The 19,770-nt window shown below is 72.5% G+C and carries 19 protein-coding genes; 13 read left to right on the top strand and 6 right to left on the bottom strand.

Going from position 1 to position 19,770, the window contains the following annotated elements; genetic code table 11:
* Positions 1-111: 111 nt before the first annotated feature.
* The 6 genes from eda to manD are packed head-to-tail and all read right to left on the bottom strand — an operon-like array spanning position 112 to position 6,806.
* Positions 112-732, bottom strand: coding sequence for a bifunctional 4-hydroxy-2-oxoglutarate aldolase/2-dehydro-3-deoxy-phosphogluconate aldolase (gene eda, locus RM445_RS12490; RefSeq protein WP_311556375.1), 621 nt, complete (start codon positions 730-732; stop codon positions 112-114).
* Positions 729-1,691 (bottom strand): sugar kinase, encoded by a 963-nt coding sequence (locus RM445_RS12485; RefSeq protein ID WP_311556374.1) that lies wholly within the window; start codon positions 1,689-1,691, stop codon positions 729-731. Before RM445_RS12485 ends, eda begins: the two co-directional genes overlap by 4 nt.
* Entirely contained in the window at positions 1,688-2,722 is a 1,035-nt protein-coding gene (locus RM445_RS12480; protein WP_311556373.1) for an L-idonate 5-dehydrogenase, read from the bottom strand. Before RM445_RS12480 ends, RM445_RS12485 begins: the two co-directional genes overlap by 4 nt.
* Positions 2,719-4,101 carry an MFS transporter gene (locus RM445_RS12475; RefSeq protein ID WP_311556372.1) on the bottom strand — a complete coding sequence of 461 codons (1,383 nt, stop codon included), beginning with the start codon at positions 4,099-4,101 and terminating at the stop codon, positions 2,719-2,721. The genes RM445_RS12480 and RM445_RS12475 overlap by 4 nt, the downstream gene beginning before the upstream one ends.
* A 34-nt stretch (positions 4,102-4,135) precedes the next feature.
* Positions 4,136-5,590 (bottom strand): mannitol dehydrogenase family protein, encoded by a 1,455-nt coding sequence (locus RM445_RS12470; RefSeq protein WP_311556371.1) that lies wholly within the window; start codon positions 5,588-5,590, stop codon positions 4,136-4,138.
* Between the two features lie 7 nt (positions 5,591-5,597).
* Entirely contained in the window at positions 5,598-6,806 is a 1,209-nt protein-coding gene (gene manD / locus RM445_RS12465) for a D-mannonate dehydratase ManD (RefSeq protein WP_311556370.1), read from the bottom strand.
* 113 nt (positions 6,807-6,919) lie between these two features.
* On the opposite strand from manD, the gene RM445_RS12460 reads away from it, so the two are divergent.
* From RM445_RS12460 to RM445_RS12400, 13 genes are all read left to right on the top strand, one after another.
* The gene (locus RM445_RS12460; RefSeq protein WP_311556369.1) at positions 6,920-7,633 is read left to right on the top strand and encodes a GntR family transcriptional regulator; all 714 of its coding nucleotides are present in this window, start codon (positions 6,920-6,922) and stop codon (positions 7,631-7,633) included.
* 303 nt (positions 7,634-7,936) lie between these two features.
* Positions 7,937-8,704, top strand: a complete 768-nt coding sequence (locus RM445_RS12455) for an amino acid ABC transporter substrate-binding protein (RefSeq protein WP_311556368.1) — start codon at positions 7,937-7,939, stop codon at positions 8,702-8,704.
* Between the two features lie 62 nt (positions 8,705-8,766).
* Positions 8,767-9,435 (top strand): amino acid ABC transporter permease, encoded by a 669-nt coding sequence (locus tag RM445_RS12450; protein ID WP_311556367.1) that lies wholly within the window; start codon positions 8,767-8,769, stop codon positions 9,433-9,435.
* Positions 9,432-10,217, top strand: a complete 786-nt coding sequence (locus RM445_RS12445) for an amino acid ABC transporter ATP-binding protein (protein WP_311556366.1) — start codon at positions 9,432-9,434, stop codon at positions 10,215-10,217. Before RM445_RS12450 ends, RM445_RS12445 begins: the two co-directional genes overlap by 4 nt.
* 32 nt (positions 10,218-10,249) lie before the next feature.
* Positions 10,250-11,662: an argininosuccinate synthase gene (gene argG, locus RM445_RS12440; RefSeq protein WP_311556365.1), complete on the top strand. Its 1,413-nt coding sequence runs from the start codon at positions 10,250-10,252 to the stop codon at positions 11,660-11,662.
* Positions 11,663-11,685: 23 nt separating this feature from the next.
* Positions 11,686-11,859, top strand: a complete 174-nt coding sequence (locus tag RM445_RS12435; RefSeq protein ID WP_311556364.1) for a cupin domain-containing protein — start codon at positions 11,686-11,688, stop codon at positions 11,857-11,859.
* Positions 11,860-11,869: 10 nt separating this feature from the next.
* On the top strand, positions 11,870-12,178 hold the full coding sequence (locus RM445_RS12430) for a cupin domain-containing protein (protein ID WP_311556363.1): 309 nt from the start codon (positions 11,870-11,872) through the stop codon (positions 12,176-12,178).
* A complete protein-coding gene (locus RM445_RS12425; RefSeq protein ID WP_311556362.1) occupies positions 12,175-12,987 on the top strand; it encodes an alpha/beta hydrolase in 813 nt (270 codons plus the stop codon). The genes RM445_RS12430 and RM445_RS12425 overlap by 4 nt, the downstream gene beginning before the upstream one ends.
* A gap of 272 nt (positions 12,988-13,259) precedes the next feature.
* A complete protein-coding gene (locus tag RM445_RS12420) occupies positions 13,260-14,213 on the top strand; it encodes an NAD-dependent epimerase/dehydratase family protein (protein ID WP_311556361.1) in 954 nt (317 codons plus the stop codon).
* A 1-nt stretch (position 14,214) separates the two neighbouring features.
* Entirely contained in the window at positions 14,215-16,215 is a 2,001-nt protein-coding gene (locus tag RM445_RS12415; protein ID WP_311556360.1) for a hypothetical protein, read from the top strand.
* A complete protein-coding gene (gene pelF, locus RM445_RS12410) occupies positions 16,212-17,681 on the top strand; it encodes a GT4 family glycosyltransferase PelF (RefSeq protein WP_311556359.1) in 1,470 nt (489 codons plus the stop codon). The genes RM445_RS12415 and pelF overlap by 4 nt, the downstream gene beginning before the upstream one ends.
* Entirely contained in the window at positions 17,678-19,114 is a 1,437-nt protein-coding gene (locus RM445_RS12405) for a hypothetical protein (RefSeq protein WP_311556358.1), read from the top strand. The genes pelF and RM445_RS12405 overlap by 4 nt, the downstream gene beginning before the upstream one ends.
* Positions 19,111-19,764 carry a spherulation-specific family 4 protein gene (locus RM445_RS12400; protein WP_311556357.1) on the top strand — a complete coding sequence of 218 codons (654 nt, stop codon included), beginning with the start codon at positions 19,111-19,113 and terminating at the stop codon, positions 19,762-19,764. Before RM445_RS12405 ends, RM445_RS12400 begins: the two co-directional genes overlap by 4 nt.
* Positions 19,765-19,770: the final 6 nt, after the last annotated feature.

The raw sequence follows: 19,770 nt of genomic DNA, 5'->3' as shown, positions 1-19,770 counted from the left end.
CCCAGGGGCGGCGTCACGGCCGCGCGGCGACTTTCGCAACGATCATCGCGGCGCGCCGAGCGGGCCACCAGTCGGCTCCTCACCCGACCGACGACCCGCTCGAGAGAGACCTCAGGTCGCCCGCGCCATCGCATCCGCCGAGCGCGCCGTGACCTCGTCCCAGGCGCCCGCGCGCAGGAGGGTCGGGTCGACCATCCAGCTACCGCTCACGGCAGGGACCGCCGGGACGGCGAGGTAGTCGGCCATGTTCTCGGCTTTCACCCCGCCCGAGGGCATGAACGACATGCGGGTGAACGGGGCGGCGAGGGCGCGGATCGCGGCCGGGCCGCCCAGTAGACCGGCGGGGAAGAACTTGACCTCGTCGAGGCCCAGCGAGACCGCCGTCATGAGCTCGCTCGCGCTCGCGACCCCGGGCAGCGCCACCACTCCGCGCTGTCGGCAGCGCTGCACGACCTCGACCGACAGCCCGGGGCTGATTACGAACAGGGCGCCGGCGTCGACGACCTGGTCGACCTGGTCGGGAACCAGCACGGAACCGGCCCCGACGTGCAGGCCGGGCAGCTCCGCCAGCCGGCGGATCGACTCGAGTCCCGCGTCGGTGCGCAGGGTGATCTCGACGACGTCGATCCCGCCGGCGAGCAGGGCCTTCCCGAGCGGAAGGGCCTGGTCGGGGTGGTCGAGCACCACCACCGGGACGACCGGGCAGCGGGTCAAGAGAGTTGTCACGGTCATCGCACGACCTCTCCATCGGCATTCAGCAGGTCGAGATCCATGCGGGTCGGCAGGCCTTCCCAGTCGCCGGGTACCCGGCAGACCGCCGCACCGCAGGCGTTGGCCGTGCGCAGGGCGTCTGGCACCGATCCGCCGGCGACGACCTGGCTCAGGTAGCCCGCGACGAAGGCGTCGCCGGCGCCGACCGGGTCGACAACCTCGACCGGCAGGGCGGACGCCCGGTGGACCTCGTCGCCGGACAGCGCCAACGCTCCGAGGGCACCGAGCTTGACCACCACCGTGGCCGGGCCCCGTTTGGCCAGCTCCCGCGCCAGCAGCTCGCCCTCGTCGAACGACGACGGTCCGGGCGTGCGGCCGAGCACCAGCGCGGCCTCCTCCGGTCCGGCGAAGACGAGGTCGGCGGCCGCGGCGAGGCGGGCCAGCACCGGTGCCGCGGTCTCGTCGCCCCACAGGGTCGCGCGGTGGTTGACGTCGAAGGACACGAGGGTCCCGGCGGCTCGCGCCACCTCGATCGCCCGCTCGACCGCGGCCAGCGGGGAGGCACCGAGGGCGGCGGTGATGCCGGTCAGGTGCAGGACGTCCGCCGCGCCGATCTCGTCGGCGACAGCGTCGACGTCGGCCGTCGACAACCGCGACGCCGCGCTGCCGGCGCGGTAGTAGCGCACCCGCCACGGCCGGCCGTTGCGGTGCTCCTTGAGCATCAGCCCGGTCGGGGCGTCGGGATCGCGGACGGCGACCACCCGGACGCCCTCGGCGCGGATCTCCCGCGTCACGAAGGTGCCCAGCGCGTCGTCGCCTACCCTGCTGACCCAGCCGCAGTCCACCCCGAGCCGGGCAAGGCCGATCGCGACGTTCGACTCCGCCCCGCCGATGCCGACCGGCAGCGAGCCGCCGAGTCGACCGGAGGCCGGCGCGTCGAGCAGTGCCATCGTCTCCCCCACCGTGACGACCGCACTCACGACGCACCTCCCAGCCGCAGCATCACCTTGCTGCTGCCCGTGCTCCGGTCCCCCGCCACGGCCAGCGCCTCCTCGGCCTCCTCGATCGGGAACCGGTGGGTGATCACCGGGCTCACATCCAGGCCGTCGCGCATGGCGGCGAGTGCGTCGCTGATCTCCTCGACGAACCGGTATGCGCCCACCCAGGTGATCTCGCGGGTGACCAGGTCGCCGAGCACCGCCGACACCGCCGTGCCGGGCAGGTTGCCCACCTGGACGAGCGTGCCGCCGCGGGCGGTCGCCCGGAGCACGTTCCCCAGCGCCGCCGGGGCGCCCGAGGCCTCGAACAGCAGCTCGGCGTCGTCGGGCAGCGTGTCGCCCGCGGCCAGGTTCCGGACCTCGTCGGCGCCCATGGCCTTCGCGACCGCGAGCGAGGCGTCGCTGATGTCGGCGGCGACGACGGAGGCCGCTCCGCGGTACTTGGCAGCGGCCACGACCAGCGACCCGATCGGCCCGGCCCCGTTGACGACGACGTCCCGGCCGCGCACGGTGCCGGCCCGGTGCACGGCGTGCAGCGCGACGGCCAGCGGCTCGGCGAGCGCTCCGTGCTCCGTGCTCACGCCGTCGGGCAGCGGCCGGAGCTGATCCGCCCGGACCACCCGCAGCTCGCTGAACCCGCCGTCGGTGTGCGGGTCGAACGCCGCCGAACCGAAGTACCGGATCCGGGGGTAGAGGTTGGTGCGCCCGGCGATCCGCTCGGGCAGGCAGCCGTCGCCGACCAGCTCGGCCGGGTGGACCGTGACCGGGAGCCCGACCTCGTAGCCCGTCACGCCGTCGCCGACCGCGGCGATCCGGCCCGCGACCTCGTGCCCGAGCACCAGCGGGCTGCGCAGCACAGCCGTGCCGGACGAGCCGTGCCGCCAGTAGGCCAGGTCCGAACCGCAGACCCCGCCCCACTCCATCGCGATCAGTACCTCGCCCATGCCGGGCACAGGGTCGGGGCGCTCGTCGACACGCAGGTCGTTCGCTCCGTGCACCACCACCGCCTTCATGCCGCATCCTCCAGCCGGACCAGGTCGCGCCCACGGGTCTCGGGCGCGAGGAAGGCGGAGACGAGCGTGATCAGCGAGTAGACGACGAGCATCGCGGCGATCGGCCACCAGCTGCCGGTCACGGCCGTGAGGGTCGCGGCGAGCACCGGGCCGATCGCGGTCGCCAGGATGCCGCCGATCTCCTTGGCCAGCGCGAGCTGGGTGAACCGGGTACGCGAGCCGAACAGCTCGGCCATCGTCACGCTCTCCAGGGAGAACAGGCCCAGCACGCCGATGTTCAGACCGATGACCATGGCGAGGACCAGGCTGGGAACGCTGCCGCTGGTGATCAGGAGCAGCATCGGGAAGGCGAACGCCATGGTCAGCAGGGTCAGCGCGATGTAGACCGGGCGCCGGCCGAAGCGGTCACCCAGCAGACCGACCACCGGGACGGTGATGAAGCCGAGCAGCGACCCCCAGACGATGGCCTGGGTCGGCACGGTCCGGTTCACCAGCAGCGTCGTGGCGATGTAGCCCACGAGGAAGGTCTGCACGAGACCGGAGTTGCCCGCCTGGCCGAACCGCAGGCCCAGCGCCAGGAAGAAGGCCTTGCCCTTGCGCTGCTTGAGACCGGCCTCGAGGACGCTCGCGTGCGTCGCCGCTGCCTTCTCCTCGATCTCCGCGCGGGACAGGGCGACACCGTCGACGACGTCCGGGCGCTCCTCGAAGACCGGGCTCTCCTTGAGGTTCATCCGCAGCCACACCGCGAAGATCAGCAGGATGAAGCTGAGCAGGAACGGCAGGCGCCAGCCCCAGCTGAGCAACTGCTCCTCGGACAGCACACCGAGCAGGAACGCCCAGAGCGCGGACGCGGCGAGGGTGCCCGAGTTCGTCCCGAGCGACACCAGCGAGGCAATCACGCCTCGCCGCTTCACCGGCGCGTACTCGGCCAGCATCACGGTGGCGCCCGCGATCTCCGCACCGGCCCCGAAGCCCTGGACCAGCCGCAGCACGACGAGCAGGATCGGTGCCGCGATGCCGATCATCGCGTAGGTCGGCAGCACGCCGATGAGCGTGGTCGAGGCGCCCATCAGGGCGATCGTCAGGAACAGCACCCTCTTGCGACCGATGCGATCACCCATGCGACCGAAGTAGATGGCACCGGCGAGCCGGGCGACGTAGCCGACGCCGTAGGTCGCCATCGCCGCGATCAGCCCGATCGCCGGGCTGACGTTGGGGAAGAAGATCTTGTTGAAGACGATGGCGGCGGCCAGCGAGTACAGCTGGAAGTCCATGAACTCCATCGCCGTACCGAGCCACCCCGACACCGCGGCCTTCGTGAGGTCGCGGGTCGTCCTCGTCGCGACGCCTCCGGGCGCCGCGTGCGTGCTTTCCGTCATCGTGTGCTCCGTTGCTCGGTGAACGGTCGTGTGGTCAGAGGTCGATCTGTCCGGCGCGCAGCGCCGGGAGCCGGGTGGCGACGGACGCGGTGAGGTCCGCCTGCTCGGCGAGGTCGTCGGCGCCGACGGTGCGCAACAGCGCACCGACCAGGGCCTTCGGGTCGGACGTGTCGGTCCAGCAGCGGTTCAGCGCCGCCGCGGCGGGGTCCGTCATGCCGTGGGTGGCTCCGGGCTGCGTCGCGCTGACCCAGCCGGCCAGGGCCAGCTCGAGCACCGGCGTCGCCACCGAGGCCGCGCGCAGGTCCCGCAGTGCCGGGAACCACCGCTCGGGAATCTTCAGCGATCCGTCCGAGCCGATCTGGCGCAGCAGGTGGTGCATGGCGGGGTTGCGGAACCGGGCGACGAGGTCGTCGACGTAGCGCCCGGCGTCGAGCCCGCCCCCGGAATCAGATTCGGTCGGCAGGGTCGGCACGACCTCGGCACCGAACGCCCGCACCAGCGGCTCACCCCACTCCGTCGCCAGCACGTCGGCGACGGTGGTGCAGCCGGCAGCCGCCCCGAGGTACGCCATCGCGGAGTGCGACCCGTTGAGCAGGCGCAGCTTCATCAATTGATACGGCGCGACGTCCGGGACGACGAGCGCGTCGTCGACCTCCCAGCGAGGGCGTGCGGCGACGAACGCGTCCTGCAGCACCCACTGCCGGTACGGCTCGCCGACGACCGCCATCTCGTCGCGCACCCCGAGCGCCGCCTCGGCGCCGTCGCGGTCGACCGAGGTCGTGGCCGGGACGATCCGGTCGACGATCGTGTCCGGGAACCCGACCGACGTCCCGAGCCAGTCGAGGACCGGGTCACGGTCGCTCCACGCCGACGCCTCGACGAACTCTCGTACGGCACGGGCCAGCGCGGCGCCGTTGCCTGCGGTGTTGTCGCACGACACCACGTCGACCGGCGCGCCCCCGGCCCGGAACCGGGCCGCGAGACCGGCGGAGAGCCGCCCGACGACCGTGACGAGGTCCGGGTCGGCCGCCGCGGTCGCGGCCAGGTCGTCGTCGACGCCGGGCGCAGCGGCGTCCAGGCCGCCGTCCGGGCGCCGCGAGTAGCCCTTCTCGGTCACGGTCAGGGTCACGGTGGTGATCTCGGGCGAACGCAGCAGCTCGGTGAGCCGCGCGGCGTCGGCCCGCATGTTCAGGGCCTCGACGACGGCGCCAATCACCCGGGTCGCGCCCGCGTCGGGCGCCACGTCGGTGACGGAGTAGAGGCAGTTTTGCGCCCGCATCGGCGCGACGGAGGACCGGGGGGCGACGGCGACGATGCCCCACGGCTCGCCGGTGCGGGCGGCGGCCGCCTCGGTGTAGACGGCCTGGTGCGCCCGGTGGAAGGCACCGAGACCGAAGTGGACGATGCGCGGCCGCAGGTCACGCGGGTCGACGAGCGGGCGGCGGGCCGGTGCGAGGCCGGCGAGGGCGGCGTGGTTCAGGATGGTCATCGCGGCGTCACCAGTCGTGGATCGAGCCGTCGAGGCGACGGGCGACCGGCAGGTAGCGGGGGTCGTACGGGAAGCGCTCGGCGGCCTTCTCGTCGTACTCGACGCCCAGGCCGGGCACCTCGGCGGTGTCGAGCAGGCCGTCCTCGAGGTGGACGTTCGTCCGGAAGACCTCCATCGTCTCGTCCGCGTGGGCCATGTACTCCTGGATCCCGAAGTTGGGGATCGCGAGGTCGAGGTGCACGGCCGCGGCCAGGGTGATCGGCGAGAGGTCCGTCGCGCCGTGTGAGCCGGAACGGACGTGGTAGAGCGCGGCGAGGTCGAAGATCCGCTTGAGGTGGGTGATGCCGCCGGCGTGCACGACGGTGGTGCGCACGTAGTCGATGAGTTGCTCGGTGATGAGCTGCTGGACGTCCCAGATCGAGTTCAGGATCTCGCCGGTGGCGATCGGGGTGGTCGTGTGCTGGCGGATGAGCCGGAACGCGTCCTGGTTCTCCGCGGGCGTCGGGTCCTCCATCCAGAACAGCCGGCAGTCCTCGACCTCCTTGCCGAACCGGGCGGCTTCGATCGGCGTGAGCCGGTGGTGCACGTCGTGCAGCAGGTGGAAGTCGAACCCGAAGCGTTCGCGCACCGCCCGCAGCGAGCCGGGGGCGAAGTTGAGGTAGGCCTCGGTGGACCACGGCTGCTCGTCCGGCAGCGAGCCGGCGGCCGGCTCGTAGATCGCGCCCTTGCGCACGCCGTAGCTGCCGCCGATCTCCGGCACCGCGGCTTGAGCGCGGATCGCCTGGTAGCCCAGGTCGCGGAAGCGGGCGACGTCGTCGAGCAGCGACGGGACGTCGGTGCCGCTGGCGTGCCCGTAGACCAGCACGCCGTCGCGGCTGCGGCCGCCGAGGAGCTGGTAGACGGGAAGCCCGGCGACCTTGCCCTTGATGTCCCAGAGCGCCGTGTCGACGGCGGAGATCGCGGTCATGGTGACCGGGCCGCGCCGCCAGTACGCGCCGCGGTAGAGGTACTGCCACATGTCCTCGATGCGCGCTGGGTCGCGGCCGATGAGCAGCGGGACGAGGTGGTCGCGCAGGTAGCTCGCGACGGCCAGCTCGCGGCCGTTCAGGGTCGCGTCGCCCAGGCCCGTCACGCCGTCGGAGGTCGTGATTCGCAGGGTGACGAAGTTGCGGCCCGGCGAGGCGACGAAGACCTCTGCGCGCTCGATGGTGCTCACGGATACGGCTCCCGACTCTGGACGACGCTGGTGTGCAGCACTGGTATACAAGCGTTGGTCGAGCAGTGGAGTCAAGAGCTGATGTACAAGACTTGTGTACTAGTATCGAAGACATGGCCGCCCCGCCCCGCCCACGCACCAACCGCCGTGTCGTGTACGAGACGCTGCGCCGCAAGGTGCTGACGCTCGAGCTGCCTCCGGGTACGGCGCTGTCGGAGAACGAACTGGCCGCGGCACTCGGTGTGAGTCGTACGCCGGTGCGGGAGAGCCTCATACTCCTCGCCGACGAGGGCCTGGTTCAGGTGTTCCCCCAGGTCGGGACATTCGTCTCGCGCGTCGACCCGGACCGCGTGCGCGACGCGCAGTTCCTCCGCGAGGCCGTCGAGCTCGCCGCGCTGGACGACGTCCCCGCCGAGCTCGATCCGGACGTGGTGGCCGAACTGCGGACCAACCTCGACCGGCAACGGGCACCCGGCATCGACCTGGAGGAGTTCTTCGCTCTCGACGAGGCGTTCCACCACGGCCTGCTGCAGCTCAGCGGGCACGCGCGGGCGTGGTCGACGGTGGTGTCGGCGAAGGGGCACCTCGACCGCGCGCGGCGGCTGGGGCTGAAGGAGAAGAACACCACGACGCCGTTCGCCGACCAGCACGTCGAGATCTTCGACGCGGTCGTGGCGGGCGACCTCCCGCGTGCCCGCGAGACGATGCGCACGCACCTGCGGGCCGTCTTCGACGACATCGAGCGGCTCCGCGAGCACGCGCCGGAGCTGTTCGCGACGGACGACGGCTCGGTGCCTGTGCGACGCAACGTCGTCGTCTGGGAGTGACGACCGCGCGTGGTTGCGCCGCAGCGTGACGGGTGTGTTGAATGCGCGATCATGTGGACTCCGCCGCACGCACCCGGGACAGGGATCCTCGTGTGCCGGCGGGTCATCGACGAGTGCCGCCGCACCACCACGGGCTGTCCCGCTCCGTCCTGATCCGGCGACGATCTCGCCGTTCGCGCGCGTGCCCGTTCGGGCCGTTTGCCCGACCCGCGCCTGCGGCATTCCGCTTCGACGACGGTCGTCCCGGTCGAACATGACATCGGACGCCACCGCACGACCCCTGCCAACCGAAGGAGAACCCCCGTGCGCCGCGCACTCCTCGCCGCCGCAGCAGCTCTGCTCGCCGCGGTCTCGATCGTCGGCTGCGGCAGCAGCAACGACGCCGCCAGCTCCGACACCCTGCGTGTCGGCACCGAGGGCACCTACAGCCCGTTCAGCTACCAGGGCACCGACGGCCAGCTCACCGGCTACGACGTCGAGGTCGCCCGGGCCGTGGGCGCGAAGCTCGGCAAGCAGGTCGAGTTCGTCCAGACCCCGTGGGACGCGATCTTCGCAGGTCTCGAGGCGAAGCGGTTCGACCTCATCGCGAACCAGGTGACCATCAACGACGACCGCAAGGCCAAGTACGACCTGTCCGAGCCCTACACCGTCTCCGAAGGCGTGATCGTCACCCGCGCGGACGACAACTCGATCACGACGCTCGCCAACCTGGCCGGCAAGACCACCGCACAGTCGGCCACCAGCAACTGGGCGCAGGTGGCCCGCGACGCCGGCGCGAACGTCGAGGCGGTGGAGGGCTTCGTCCAGGCCATCCAGCTGCTCAAGGACGGCCGCGTCGACGCCACCGTGAACGACACCCTGGCCGTCGGCGAGTACCAGCGCACCAACAACGACGCCGGCATCAAGATCGCCGGGACGACCGGCGACACGAGCGAGCAGGCGTTCGCCGCGCGCAAGGACAGCGGGGTGATCGCCGACGTCAACCGGGCGCTGGGCGAGCTCCGCGCCGACGGCACGCTGAAGCAGATCTCGGAGAAGTACTTCGGCTCCGACGTCAGCGCAGCTGCCTGATGCGTGTCCTGCGGATCGACGCCGCAGCGAAGCAAGGCGACGGTCCGCAGGTGGAGGCCTAGATGGATGACGCCACCCAGGAGCTGATCCTGCGGAACCTGTGGCCCATGTTGCGGGCCACACTAGTGGCGACCATCCCGCTCACGGCGGTGAGCTTCGTGCTCGGTCTCGTGATCGCGCTGTTCGTCGCACTGGCACGCATCTCCCGGATCACCCCGCTGTCCCTGCTGGCCCGCGGGTACATCTCGGTGATCCGGGGGACGCCGCTGCTGGTGCAGCTGTTCATCGTCTTCTACGCGCTGCCGCAGTTCGACATCGTCATCGACCCGTTCCCGGCGGCCGTGATCGCCTTCAGCCTCAACGTGGGCGGCTACGCCGCCGAGGTGATCCGCGGAGCGATCCTGAGCATCCCGCGGGGGCAGTGGGAGGCCGCGCAGACGATCGGCATGAACTACGCGACGACGCTGCGCCGGGTGATCCTCCCGCAGGCCGCCCGCACCGCCGTGCCGCCGCTGTCCAACACCTTGATCTCGCTGGTCAAGGACACCTCACTGGCGTCGACCATCCTGGTGACCGAGCTGCTGCGGGTGGCCCAGCTGGCCGCCGCGCCGACGTTCGACTTCTTCGCGCTCTACGGCGTCGCGGCGATCTACTACTGGGTGATCTGCGTGATCCTCTCGTTCTTCCAGGGCAGACTGGAGACCCGGCTGGGAAGGTACGTGCTGCGGTGAGCGAGCTTGCGAGCGAATCAGTGCAACAGCCCGATCTGCTGCTGACCGTCCGGGACGTCCACAAGGCGTTCGGCGACAACGAGGTGCTCAAGGGCATCTCGTTCGACGTCCCGGCGGGGACGGTCACCGCGGTGATCGGGCCGTCGGGCTCCGGCAAGACGACGGTGCTGCGGACGCTGAACGCGCTCGACCAGGCCGACTCCGGGGTCATCACGATCGGCGACCTGTCCGTCGACTTCGCCGTCGCCCCGGACCGCTCCACCCTCGCGCGCTTCCGTGCGCAGAGCGGGATGGTCTTCCAGAGCCACAACCTGTTCCCGCACATGAAGGTGCTGCAGAACGTGCTCGAGGGGCCGGTCCTGGTGCAGCGCCGGGCCAAGGCCGAGGCCCGCGAGGAGGCGTTGGCCTTGCTGGCGCAGGTCGGGCTCGCGGAGAAGGCGGACCAGTACCCCTACCAGCTCTCGGGCGGGCAGCAGCAGCGCGTCGGGATCGCCCGCGCGCTGGCGCTGCGGCCCAAGCTCATGCTGTTCGACGAGCCCACCTCCGCGCTCGACCCGGAGCTGGTCGGCGAGGTGCTGCAGGTGATGAAGGACCTGGCCCAGGAGGGCTGGACGATGGTCGTGGTGACCCACGAGATCCGGTTCGCCCAGCAGGTCGCGGACCAGGTGCTGTTCATCGACGGGGGCGTGGTGCTCGAGTCGGGGCCGCCCGCGCAGGTGCTGACCGAGCCGAAGGAGGCGCGGACGCGGCAGTTCCTGCACCGCATCCTCGACCCGATCTAGCGCCGACGACGCCGCTTCGTAGGCTGACCGGCATGTCCAAGGTCCTCAGCGAGCTCCCGGTCGGCCAGCGGATCGGGATCGCGTTCTCGGGCGGCCTCGACACGTCCGTCGCCGTCGCCTGGATGCGCGAGCATGGCGCGATCCCCTACGCCTACACCGCCGACATCGGCCAGTACGACGAGCCCGACCTCGCCGCCGTGCCCGACCGCGGTCTCGCCTACGGCGCCGAGGCCGCACGGCTGGTCGACTGCAGCGCGCCGCTGGTCGAGGAGGGCCTGGCCGCCCTGACGTGCGGCGCCTTCCACATCCGGACGGCGGGCCAGACCTACTTCAACACCACCCCGCTCGGCCGGGCCGTCACCGGCACGCTGCTCGTCCGCGCCATGCGCGACGACGACGTGTCGATCTGGGGCGACGGCTCGACGTTCAAGGGCAACGACATCGAGCGGTTCTACCGCTACGGCCTGCTCGCCAACCCCAACCTGCGGATCTACAAGCCCTGGCTGGACCGCAAGTTCGTCGCCGAGCTCGGCGGCCGGCAGGAGATGTCGGAGTGGCTGGCGCACCGCGACCTGCCCTACCGCGACTCCGCCGAGAAGGCCTACTCGACCGACGCCAACATCTGGGGTGCGACGCACGAGGCCAAGCGCCTCGAGCTGCTCGGCACCTCGATGGAAATCGTCTCGCCGATCATGGGCGTGGCGTTCTGGGACCCCGCGGTCGCGATCGAGACCGAGGACGTCGCCGTCGAGTTCACCCACGGGCGGCCCGTCCGGATCAACGGTCGCGAGTTCGCGACCGCGGTCGACCTGGTCCGCGAGGCGAACGCCGTCGGCGGCCGCCACGGGCTGGGCATGTCGGACCAGATCGAGAACCGGATCATCGAGGCCAAGAGCCGGGGCATCTACGAGGCGCCCGGGATGGCGTTGCTGCACATCGCCTACGAGCGGCTGCTCAACGCCATCCACAACGAGGACACGGTCGCGAACTACCACGTGGAGGGCCGCCGGCTCGGCCGGCTGCTGTACGAGGGCCGCTGGTTCGACCCGCAGGCGCTCATGCTGCGCGAGAGCCTGTACCGCTGGATCGGGTATCCCGTCACCGGCAGCGTCACCCTGCGGTTGCGGCGCGGCAACGACTACTCGGTGCTCGACACCCGCGGCCCGCTGCTCAGCTACCACCCCGAGAAGCTGTCCATGGAGCGCAGCGTCGACCCGGCGTTCAGTCCGGACGACCGGATCGGGCAGCTGACCATGCGCAACCTCGACATCGCGGACTCGCGCAGCAAGCTCGAGCAGTACGCCGCCCACGACCAGCTCGAGGCGGTCCGCGGGCTGATCGGCGAGCTGCCGCCCGCCGGCGCCGCGGCGATCGCCGCCGCCGACGGCGACACGGCCCGTGACGACGCGCTCGACCGTGCGGCGATGGAGTCCGGCACGGACTGAGCACGCACACAGGGAGGGCGCAGATGAGCTTCGAGTACCTGGTCGACCCCGAGAAGGGCCCGCGGTGGAAAGGGGTTCTGCCGGGCAGGCCCGAGCCCTACGTCCTGCGCCGCGGCGAGGGTGAGCACGCCATGCTGTTCACCGACCTGTTCACCGTGCTCCTCTCCGGGGACGAGACCGACGGGCAGTTCGGCTGATCACCTCCGAGTGCCCGCCGGGCACGAGCTGCTCGCCGCAGGCGACTTCGCCTTCGTGCCGGCCGGGACACCGCACGCCTATCGCGTGGAGGAGGCCGCACGCCTGACCGGGACCATGATCGGCGGCTTCGAGCGGTTCTTCCAGCACATGGGCACGCTCACCGACCACAACACCACCGAGCAGCCCCCGTTCATCCCGGACTTCCCGCGGATGCAGGCAGCGGCGCAGCAGCACGGCATGCAGTTCATGCCCGACTATCCGTGGCCCCTCCCGGAAGGCCCGCAGCCCGGGGACCCGCAGCCCGAGGACAGGGCGTGAGCGCGCCGGCACCACCCGGACTGACCCGCCCCGACACCGACCCGCTGCCCGGCGCCGCCGAGCTTCCCGGCGGAATCGGACAGCTGCGGCGGGCGGTCGAGTACGCCGCGCCGCCCGGGTACCGGCCCCTGTTGCTGGATCTCTACACCCCGCCCGGACGACCGGCCCCGGTCGTCCTGTTCCTGCACGGCGGCGGCTGGCGGCTGGGCACCCGCAGCGTCTTCTGCCCGACCTGGCGCGACTGGCGACCCGACCCGTTCGAGCGCCTGGTCGGTGCGGGGTTCGCGGTGGCGTCGGTCGACTACCGGCTGTCCGGCGAGGCCGTCTTCCCCGCGCAGCTGCAGGACGCGACCGCCGCACTGCGCTGGTTACGGACGCGTACCGCCGAGCTGGGTGTCGATGCGGACCGCGTGATCGCCTGGGGCGAGTCCGCGGGCGGGCACCTGGCCGCCCTGCTCGGGCTCACCGCCGACCGGGCGGACCTGGTCGAGCTGACCGGCGGTCCGACGGCCCCGGTCGCCGGGGTCGTCGACTGGTACGGCCCGGCGAACCTCCAAACCCTGCAGGACCAGGCCCGCCCCGATGCCGTCGCCCGCTCCGACGCGCCGGACTCCCGCGAGTCGCTGCTGATCGGCGCCACGCTGCCCGGCGCTCCCGAGCTCGCCCGCCGGGCCAGCCCGGTGACCTACGTGCACGCGGGCGCTCCCCGTTCCATCTCGCGCACGGCGCGGACGACCGGTTCGTCCCGGTCGGCCAGAGCCGCGAGTTCGCCGCCGCACTCCGCGATGCGGGCGTCGCGGTGGAGCTGACGATCGTCGACGGCGCCGATCACATGTGGCGCGACGCGACCGACCCCGACGCGATCCTCGCCGCCGCGGTGGACTTCTCCCGCCGCCTCCTGACCCCTTGAGCGACAACGGATCCTTGTCCGGCCACAACCGGGCCTTGTGTCCGCAGTGGACCGAACGGCACAACGCGTTGGGCTGGTCACCGCAACCTCTCGCGAGCCTGGTGACGAATCGCCCAGCGCACCGCGATGATCTCCACGCCCTCCATGGGGGCAGGTGCGTGGGGGTGGGGCATGGCTGTCGACCGCGCGGTCGTGACCGGGGGCGCCGGGTTCGTCGGGTCGTCGGTGGTCGAGGCGTTGGCGGGACGAGGGACGTCCGTCCTGGTCGTCGACGACCTGAGCACCGGCTCGGCGGCCAACCTGGATCGCATCGCCGGCGACGTGGAGCTGTTCAAGCACGACATCCGCGACGGTGCACCACTGCGCGACGCCGTCGCGGCGTTCCGGCCCGACCTCGTCTTCCACCTCGCCGCGCGCACGGACGTTCGGGCGTCCATGTCCGACCCGCAGGACGACGCGTCGGTCAACGTCCTCGGGTCGATCAACGTGTTCTCGGCCGCTGCGGCGGCGGGCGTGCGACGCCTGGTCAACACCTCGACCGGCGGCGCCATCTACAGCCCGGCAGCCCCGATCCCGACCCCGGAGACGGCACCGGTGGCGCCGCTGTCGGCCTACGGGCTGAGCAAGCGGGTCGTCGAGCAGTACGCCGACTGGTTCCGGTCGAGCTCCGGGCTCGACGTCGTGACCCTGCGCTACGGCAACGTCTACGGCCCGCGCCAGGACCCGACCGGTGATGCCGGGGTCGTGGCCATCTTCTGCGAACGGCTGCTCACCGGTCGCCGACCCGTCGTCTTCGGCGACGGAACGCAGACCCGCGACTTCGTCTACGTCGCCGACGTCGCCGCGGCCAACCTCGCCGCGGCCGACGCGGCGGTGCTGCCGCACCGCGTCTACAACGTGGGCACGGGCACCGAGGTGTCGATCCACGAACTGCTGCGGGCGGCCGTCAAAGCCGCCGGAGCCGACCCCGGTGCGGTCGTCGCCGTCCCGGCACCACCGCGGCCCGGCGAGGTGCACCGCAGCTGCCTCGACGTCCGTCGCGCCGTCGCGGAACTCGGCCTCGGCCGACCCGTGCCGCTGGTCGACGGCCTGCGCCGCACCCTCGACTGGATCCGATCCCGCTGAGATGACCCGCACCCGGCGCGCAGGGCGCGCCCTCGTCGCCGCAGTGATCCTGCTCCTGGTCCCTGCTGCTCTTCCCGGAACCGCCTCCGCCCAGGCGAACACGGTCGACCTGCGCCTGCTCGTCGTCACGGACGCCGGCCCCTCGGTCGAGGCGCTGCGCACGCTGTTCGCCCGCGTCGGGATCCCCGTCGACGTGCTCGACTTGAACGACCCCGGGCGACGCCGGATCGACGCCGCGCTGCTGGTAGACGGAGCGCACGCGCACTACCAGGGCGTCGTCCTGCCCGATCACGCACCACCCGGCCTGTCGGCCGCCGAACTCGCCGCGCTGTACGCCTACGAGCGGCGGTTCGGGATCCGGCAGCTCGACGCCTCCGCGACGGCGAAACCGACGACCGGGCTCGTCGAGCCGACCCCCGCCGTCGGCTACGGCGGCGCCTTCGATGGGGGCACCGCGCAGCTGACGCCCGAGGCGCTGGCAGGCGACTTCGCGTACGCCCGCGGGCCCGTGCCGTTCTCCGACGACGATCCCGCCGTCGAAGACTCCTACGTTCAGATGGCCACACCGCTGCCCGGGTTCCGGCCGCTGCTGACCGCGACCTCCCCGGACGGGACGCGCAGCGGCGCCCTGGCGGGAATCCTGACCGACGCCGGCCGGGAGGAACTGGTCCTGACCTTCTCCTTCGACGCGGACGCGCGGCAGCTGCAGGTGCTCGCCCCGGGCCTCGTCAGCTGGCTCACCCGCGGCGTGCACCTCGGTTTCGACCGCAGCTACCTCGCCGTCCACATCGACGACGTGCTGCTGCCCAACGTCCGCTGGGTGCCCGGCGTGCACTGCACGCCCGGCGCGGACTGCCCGCCCTCCGTCATTCCCCCGCCGGACATCAGGATGACCGCCGCGGACGTGGCCTACGCGGTCGACTGGCAGCGGCGCACCGGGTTCCGGCTCGACCTCGCCTTCAACGGAGCGGGCAGCGTCGCCGCCGACGCCGGGGCGGGCACGGATCCGCTGACCGCCGCCCTCGTCGCGGCGAAGGGCGAGTTCGGCTGGATCAACCACACCTGGTCGCACCGGTACCTGGGGTGCGTCCGCGACCACGACCTGACGCCGTGGTCGTGCGCCACGCTGCCGATCCTGGGCTGGACCCGCTACATCAGCGGCGGCATCATCGAGTCGGAGATCACCCGCAACGTCGAGTTCGCGCGGCGCAACGGGCTGCCGATCGACCCGACGGAGCTGGTCACGGGCGAGCACGGCGGCCTGCGGGCACCGCCGCAGCTCCCCGACGACAACCCGCACCTGGCCGGGGCGCTCGCGGACGCCGGGATCCGCACGATCGCGGCGGACGGCTCCATCGAACCCGGCCTGCGGCCGGTCGGCGACGCGGTGGCCGTTCCCCGGCATCCCATCGACCTCGACTTCGACACGGCGACACTTACCGAGACGATCGACCAGTACAACTGGGTGCACACCTCCCGCGCCGACGGCGGCAACGGCGAGTGCGAGGCCGACGGCGGCTGCCAGAGACCCGCAGCCCCCGGCACCGGATACACCGACCACATCGTCCCGGTCGAGGCGGACAAGGTCCTCGATCACATGCTGACCAACGACCCGCGGCCGCACTACGTCCACCAGCCCCAGCTGACCGAGGACCGCACGCTCTACCCCCTGCTCGACCGGGCCATCGGCGACTACCGCGGCTGGTTCGCCGACGCCCGGCCGCTGATCACCCCGACGATGACCCAGAGCGGACACGAACTCGGGCGGCAACAGCGGTGGGCCGAGGCGGTCGCCGCCGGACGTGTGCAGGGCCGGCTCGAGGGCGGCGCGGTCACGGTCGTCGTGGACGGCGCCCCGCTCGACGTGCCGCTCACCACCGGCCCTGCCGGTCGGACGCCGGACGGCGCGGCGTTCGGCACGCCGTACGGGGCGGGCCGGTCGGCCTGGGTGCCGGTGACGGGCGAACGACAGCTCTCGACCACGGCACCGGAGCGGACGTGAAGGTCGCACTCGTCACCGAGGGGACCTATCCCCTGCACCACGGCGGCGTCGCCGCGTGGTGCGACCAGCTCGTGCGCGGCCTGCCCGAGCTGCGGTTCGAGGTCGTGGCGCTGTCGGGATCGGGTCGCGAGCCCTTCGCCCTCACCCCGCCCTCGAACGTCACCGCCGTGCGCCGGGTCGGCCTGTGGGCGCGGGTGCCACCCGGCAGGCCGTTCACCGGACGCACCGTCGAACGGTTCGTCGGCGCCTACGCGCAGATGTTCGAGGCGGTGCTGCGCGGCGGCCCGCAGGCCGCCGACTGGTTCGAGACGTCGCTGCGCACCCTGCGCGACCTGTCGCGGCGGGGTTCGCTGACCGGTGCGATGCGCAGCCAGCTCGCGGTGGACGTGCTGCTCGACGTGTGGTCGCGCACGTCGGTACCGGGGACGGCCGCGGACGTTACGATGAGCCTCGACGACGCGCTCGCCGTCACCGATCTCGTCGAGCACTTCCTGCGCCCCCTGCAGCTCACGCCGCCGAAGGCGAAGCTGGTGCACGCCACGGCTAACGGCCCGTCCATGCTCGTCGGGCTGACGGCGAAGTGGTCGGCAGGCACGCCGGTGCTGCTCTCCGAGCACGGCGTGTACCTGCGGGAACGGCTCCTCGCGGTCCGGCGCGACGGCTACCCGCGGACGGTGAGGACGGTGCTGGTCCGGTTCTTCCACCGGCTCTGCGAGCTCGGCTACCGCAGCGCCGACGCCGTGCTGCCGGTCAGCGACTTCAACGGCCGGTGGGCCGTGCGGGGCGGTGCCCCCGCGCACCGCGTCCGCACCCTGCACAACGGCGTCGACCCGCGGGACCTCCCCCTGCTCGAGGACGAACCCCGCGTCCCGACTCTCGTGTTCGCCGGCCGGATCGACCCGCTCAAGGACATCGCCACCCTGGTCCGCGCCTTCGCCCTGGTCCGCGAGCACGTTCCAGACGCCCGACTCAAACTGTTCGGCGGCGTCCCGACGGGCAACGAGGCCTACGCGACGGAGATGCGGCAGCTCGTCGCGGACCTGCACCTCGAGGGCTGCGCCACGTTCGAGGGGCCGGTGTCGCCGGTGTCGCAGGCGTTCGAGGCCGGGCACGTCGTCGTGCAGTCCAGCCTGTCGGAGGGGCTGCCGTTGACGGTCATCGAGGCCGCGATGGCCGGGCGGCCGACGGTCGTCACCGACGTCGGCGGGATGCCCGAGGCGGCGGGCCGCGGCGGGGTGGTCGTGCCGCCCGGGGACCCGGCCGCGTTCGCCGCGGCCTGCGTCACGCTGCTCACCGCCCACGAGACGCGCCGGGCGCTGGCCGCCGCCGGTCGCGAGGACGCCATGGCCCGCTTCACGATCTCCCGTTTCCTCGCCGACGTGCGGGACGTCTACCGGGAACACGCACCGGCGAAGAAGCCTTCGACCTGGCGGGCGCGCCGAGCCGCGGTCGAGGTGCAGGCATGACCGACCACCCGCAGGCCGCGCACGCGCGCACGGTGCTCGACCACGCGGTCGCGTCGTCCGTCGACGTGCTGGAGGCGGCGGTCGTCCTGGAGAGCCAGGGGGTCAACGACCGCGTCGCCCGCGACGTGTTCGGCGTCGCGGACGTCGTCACGCTGGCGGAGCGCGAGATCCGGGCGGCCGGGCCGGACCGGACGGCCACCGAGCCGGAGGCCGCACCGCCCGCACCGGCCGAGCTGTCCGCCCCGCCGGGCACGCGCTGGTTCCACGTCCGCGGCATCCTCTACGCCGTCCCGATGCTCGTCGCCCTGGCGCTGGTGCCTGCGGTCGATCCGATCGAGTCGGCGCTCGTGCTCGGCGGCCTCGTGGTCAGCTGGGCGTGGAGCTACGGCGTCGCCAGCGTCGCCTGGGCCTACCTGGGCGACCGCGACCCGGCCGCCGCCCGGCGGTTCCTGCGCCGCTCGCTACTGGTGGGCGTGGTGCTCGCGGTGCTGGTGGCGACCGTGGCCGTGTACGCGGCGCTGATCCTGACGGCGACGACGGAAGTCACGCTGGCCACGGTGCTGCTGCTGGCCGGGCAGTCGGCGTACCTGATGGCGGCCGCCGTCCTGCTGATGACCGGGCACGAACTGCTGCTGCTCGTCGCCCTCCTGCCCGCGCTGGCAGCACTGGCGCTCGATCAGGCGGGCAGACAGGTCGCTGCGCTGACCGGAATCGGGCCCCTGCACTGGATCGGCGGGAGCGTCGCGCTGGCGGGCGTGTTCGCGCTGGTCGCGACGCGCGGCGCGGCGCGGCCGGTGCAGCGGCTCGGCGCGCCGACGTGGATGCGCGGGCTGCAGCAGTTCGGCTTCGGACTGCTCGTCGCCCTCCTGGTGCTGTTCCCCGCGGTCAACGAACTCGTGGTCGAGAACTACGACGCGCTGCCGCTGTCGGTGACGCTCGCGGCGCTCCCGCTGGTCCTCGCGATGGGGGTCGCGGAAGGCCTGCTGCACCGGTACCGGGCGCGGACGCAGAGCCTGCTCGATGCCACGTCGTCGGCGACCACGTTCGCCCGGGCGGCCCTGCGCACCCTGCGCCGGTACCAGCTCGTCTTCGCCGGTTCGCTCGTGGCGCTGTCGGCGCTGGTGGGCGGCGCCGTCGCCGCCCTGTCCGGCGCGGTGGACACGCGCTACCTCCTGCTGGCGCTCGACTACGCCGTGATCGGCCCCGCGTTGTTCGCGGCCATGCTGCTCAGCATGCTGGGCCGCGCCGGGCGGGTGCTGGAGATCTTCGCCCTCGCCGTCGTCGCGCTGGCGGCCTTCGAGCTGCACGCGGCGGTGCAGGCGGCGACCGACATCGAGGCGTTGATCTGGTTCGGAGTGGTCGGCGCCGCGACGCTCCTCGTGCTCCTCGTGCTCGTCCGGCGCTGCGTCGTGGTGCCGGTGCACCACCGGTGAGAGCGCCGCAGCTGGCCGTCCCGGCGTACTTCCACCCCGAGCGCGAGGCCCACGCGTGGGCGTTGCTGGCGGGCCGGGCGACCGCGGTCGGGCTCGTGGTGGTCAACCCGTGCTCGGGTGCCGGCGACGGCACCGACACCACGTACCGGACGCTGTGCGCCGGACAATGGCGGAGCGCGATCGCCGGCTACATGGACACCGCGTACGCGACCCGACCGGTGGCCGACGTCGTCGGAGAGGCCCTCGCCTATCGGCGGCACTACGGCGTCGACGCGGTCTTCGCCGACCAGGTCACCTCCGGCGCCGCCCACCTCGGGTACTACCAGGAGCTCACCGCACGCCTGCGGTCCGCGGGGTGCGCCCGGATCGTGCTCAACCCGGGCACGGTGCCGGATCCGGGTTACCTCGAGCTCGCCGACATCGTCGTGACGTTCGAGGACACCGCCGAGGCCTACGCCCGCCCGCTGCCTTCGGCCCCGGCCGGCCCGGCGGCGCTCTGCCACCTCGTCCACGACGCGCCCGCCGCCACCCACCGCGCTGTCCTCGCCCGTGCGGCCCGCCTGGGCGCGGCCTACGCCTTCGTCACCGACCGGCGGCTGCCGAACCCGTGGGACGGCCTGCCGAGCGGGTGGGCGACCGCTCCCGCGTAGTGTCCG

Origin of the sequence: Pseudonocardia charpentierae (assembly GCF_031845345.1) — a bacterium.
Lineage (GTDB): Bacteria > Actinomycetota > Actinomycetes > Mycobacteriales > Pseudonocardiaceae > Pseudonocardia > Pseudonocardia charpentierae.
This window is presented reverse-complemented; position numbering and strand designations above follow the sequence as displayed.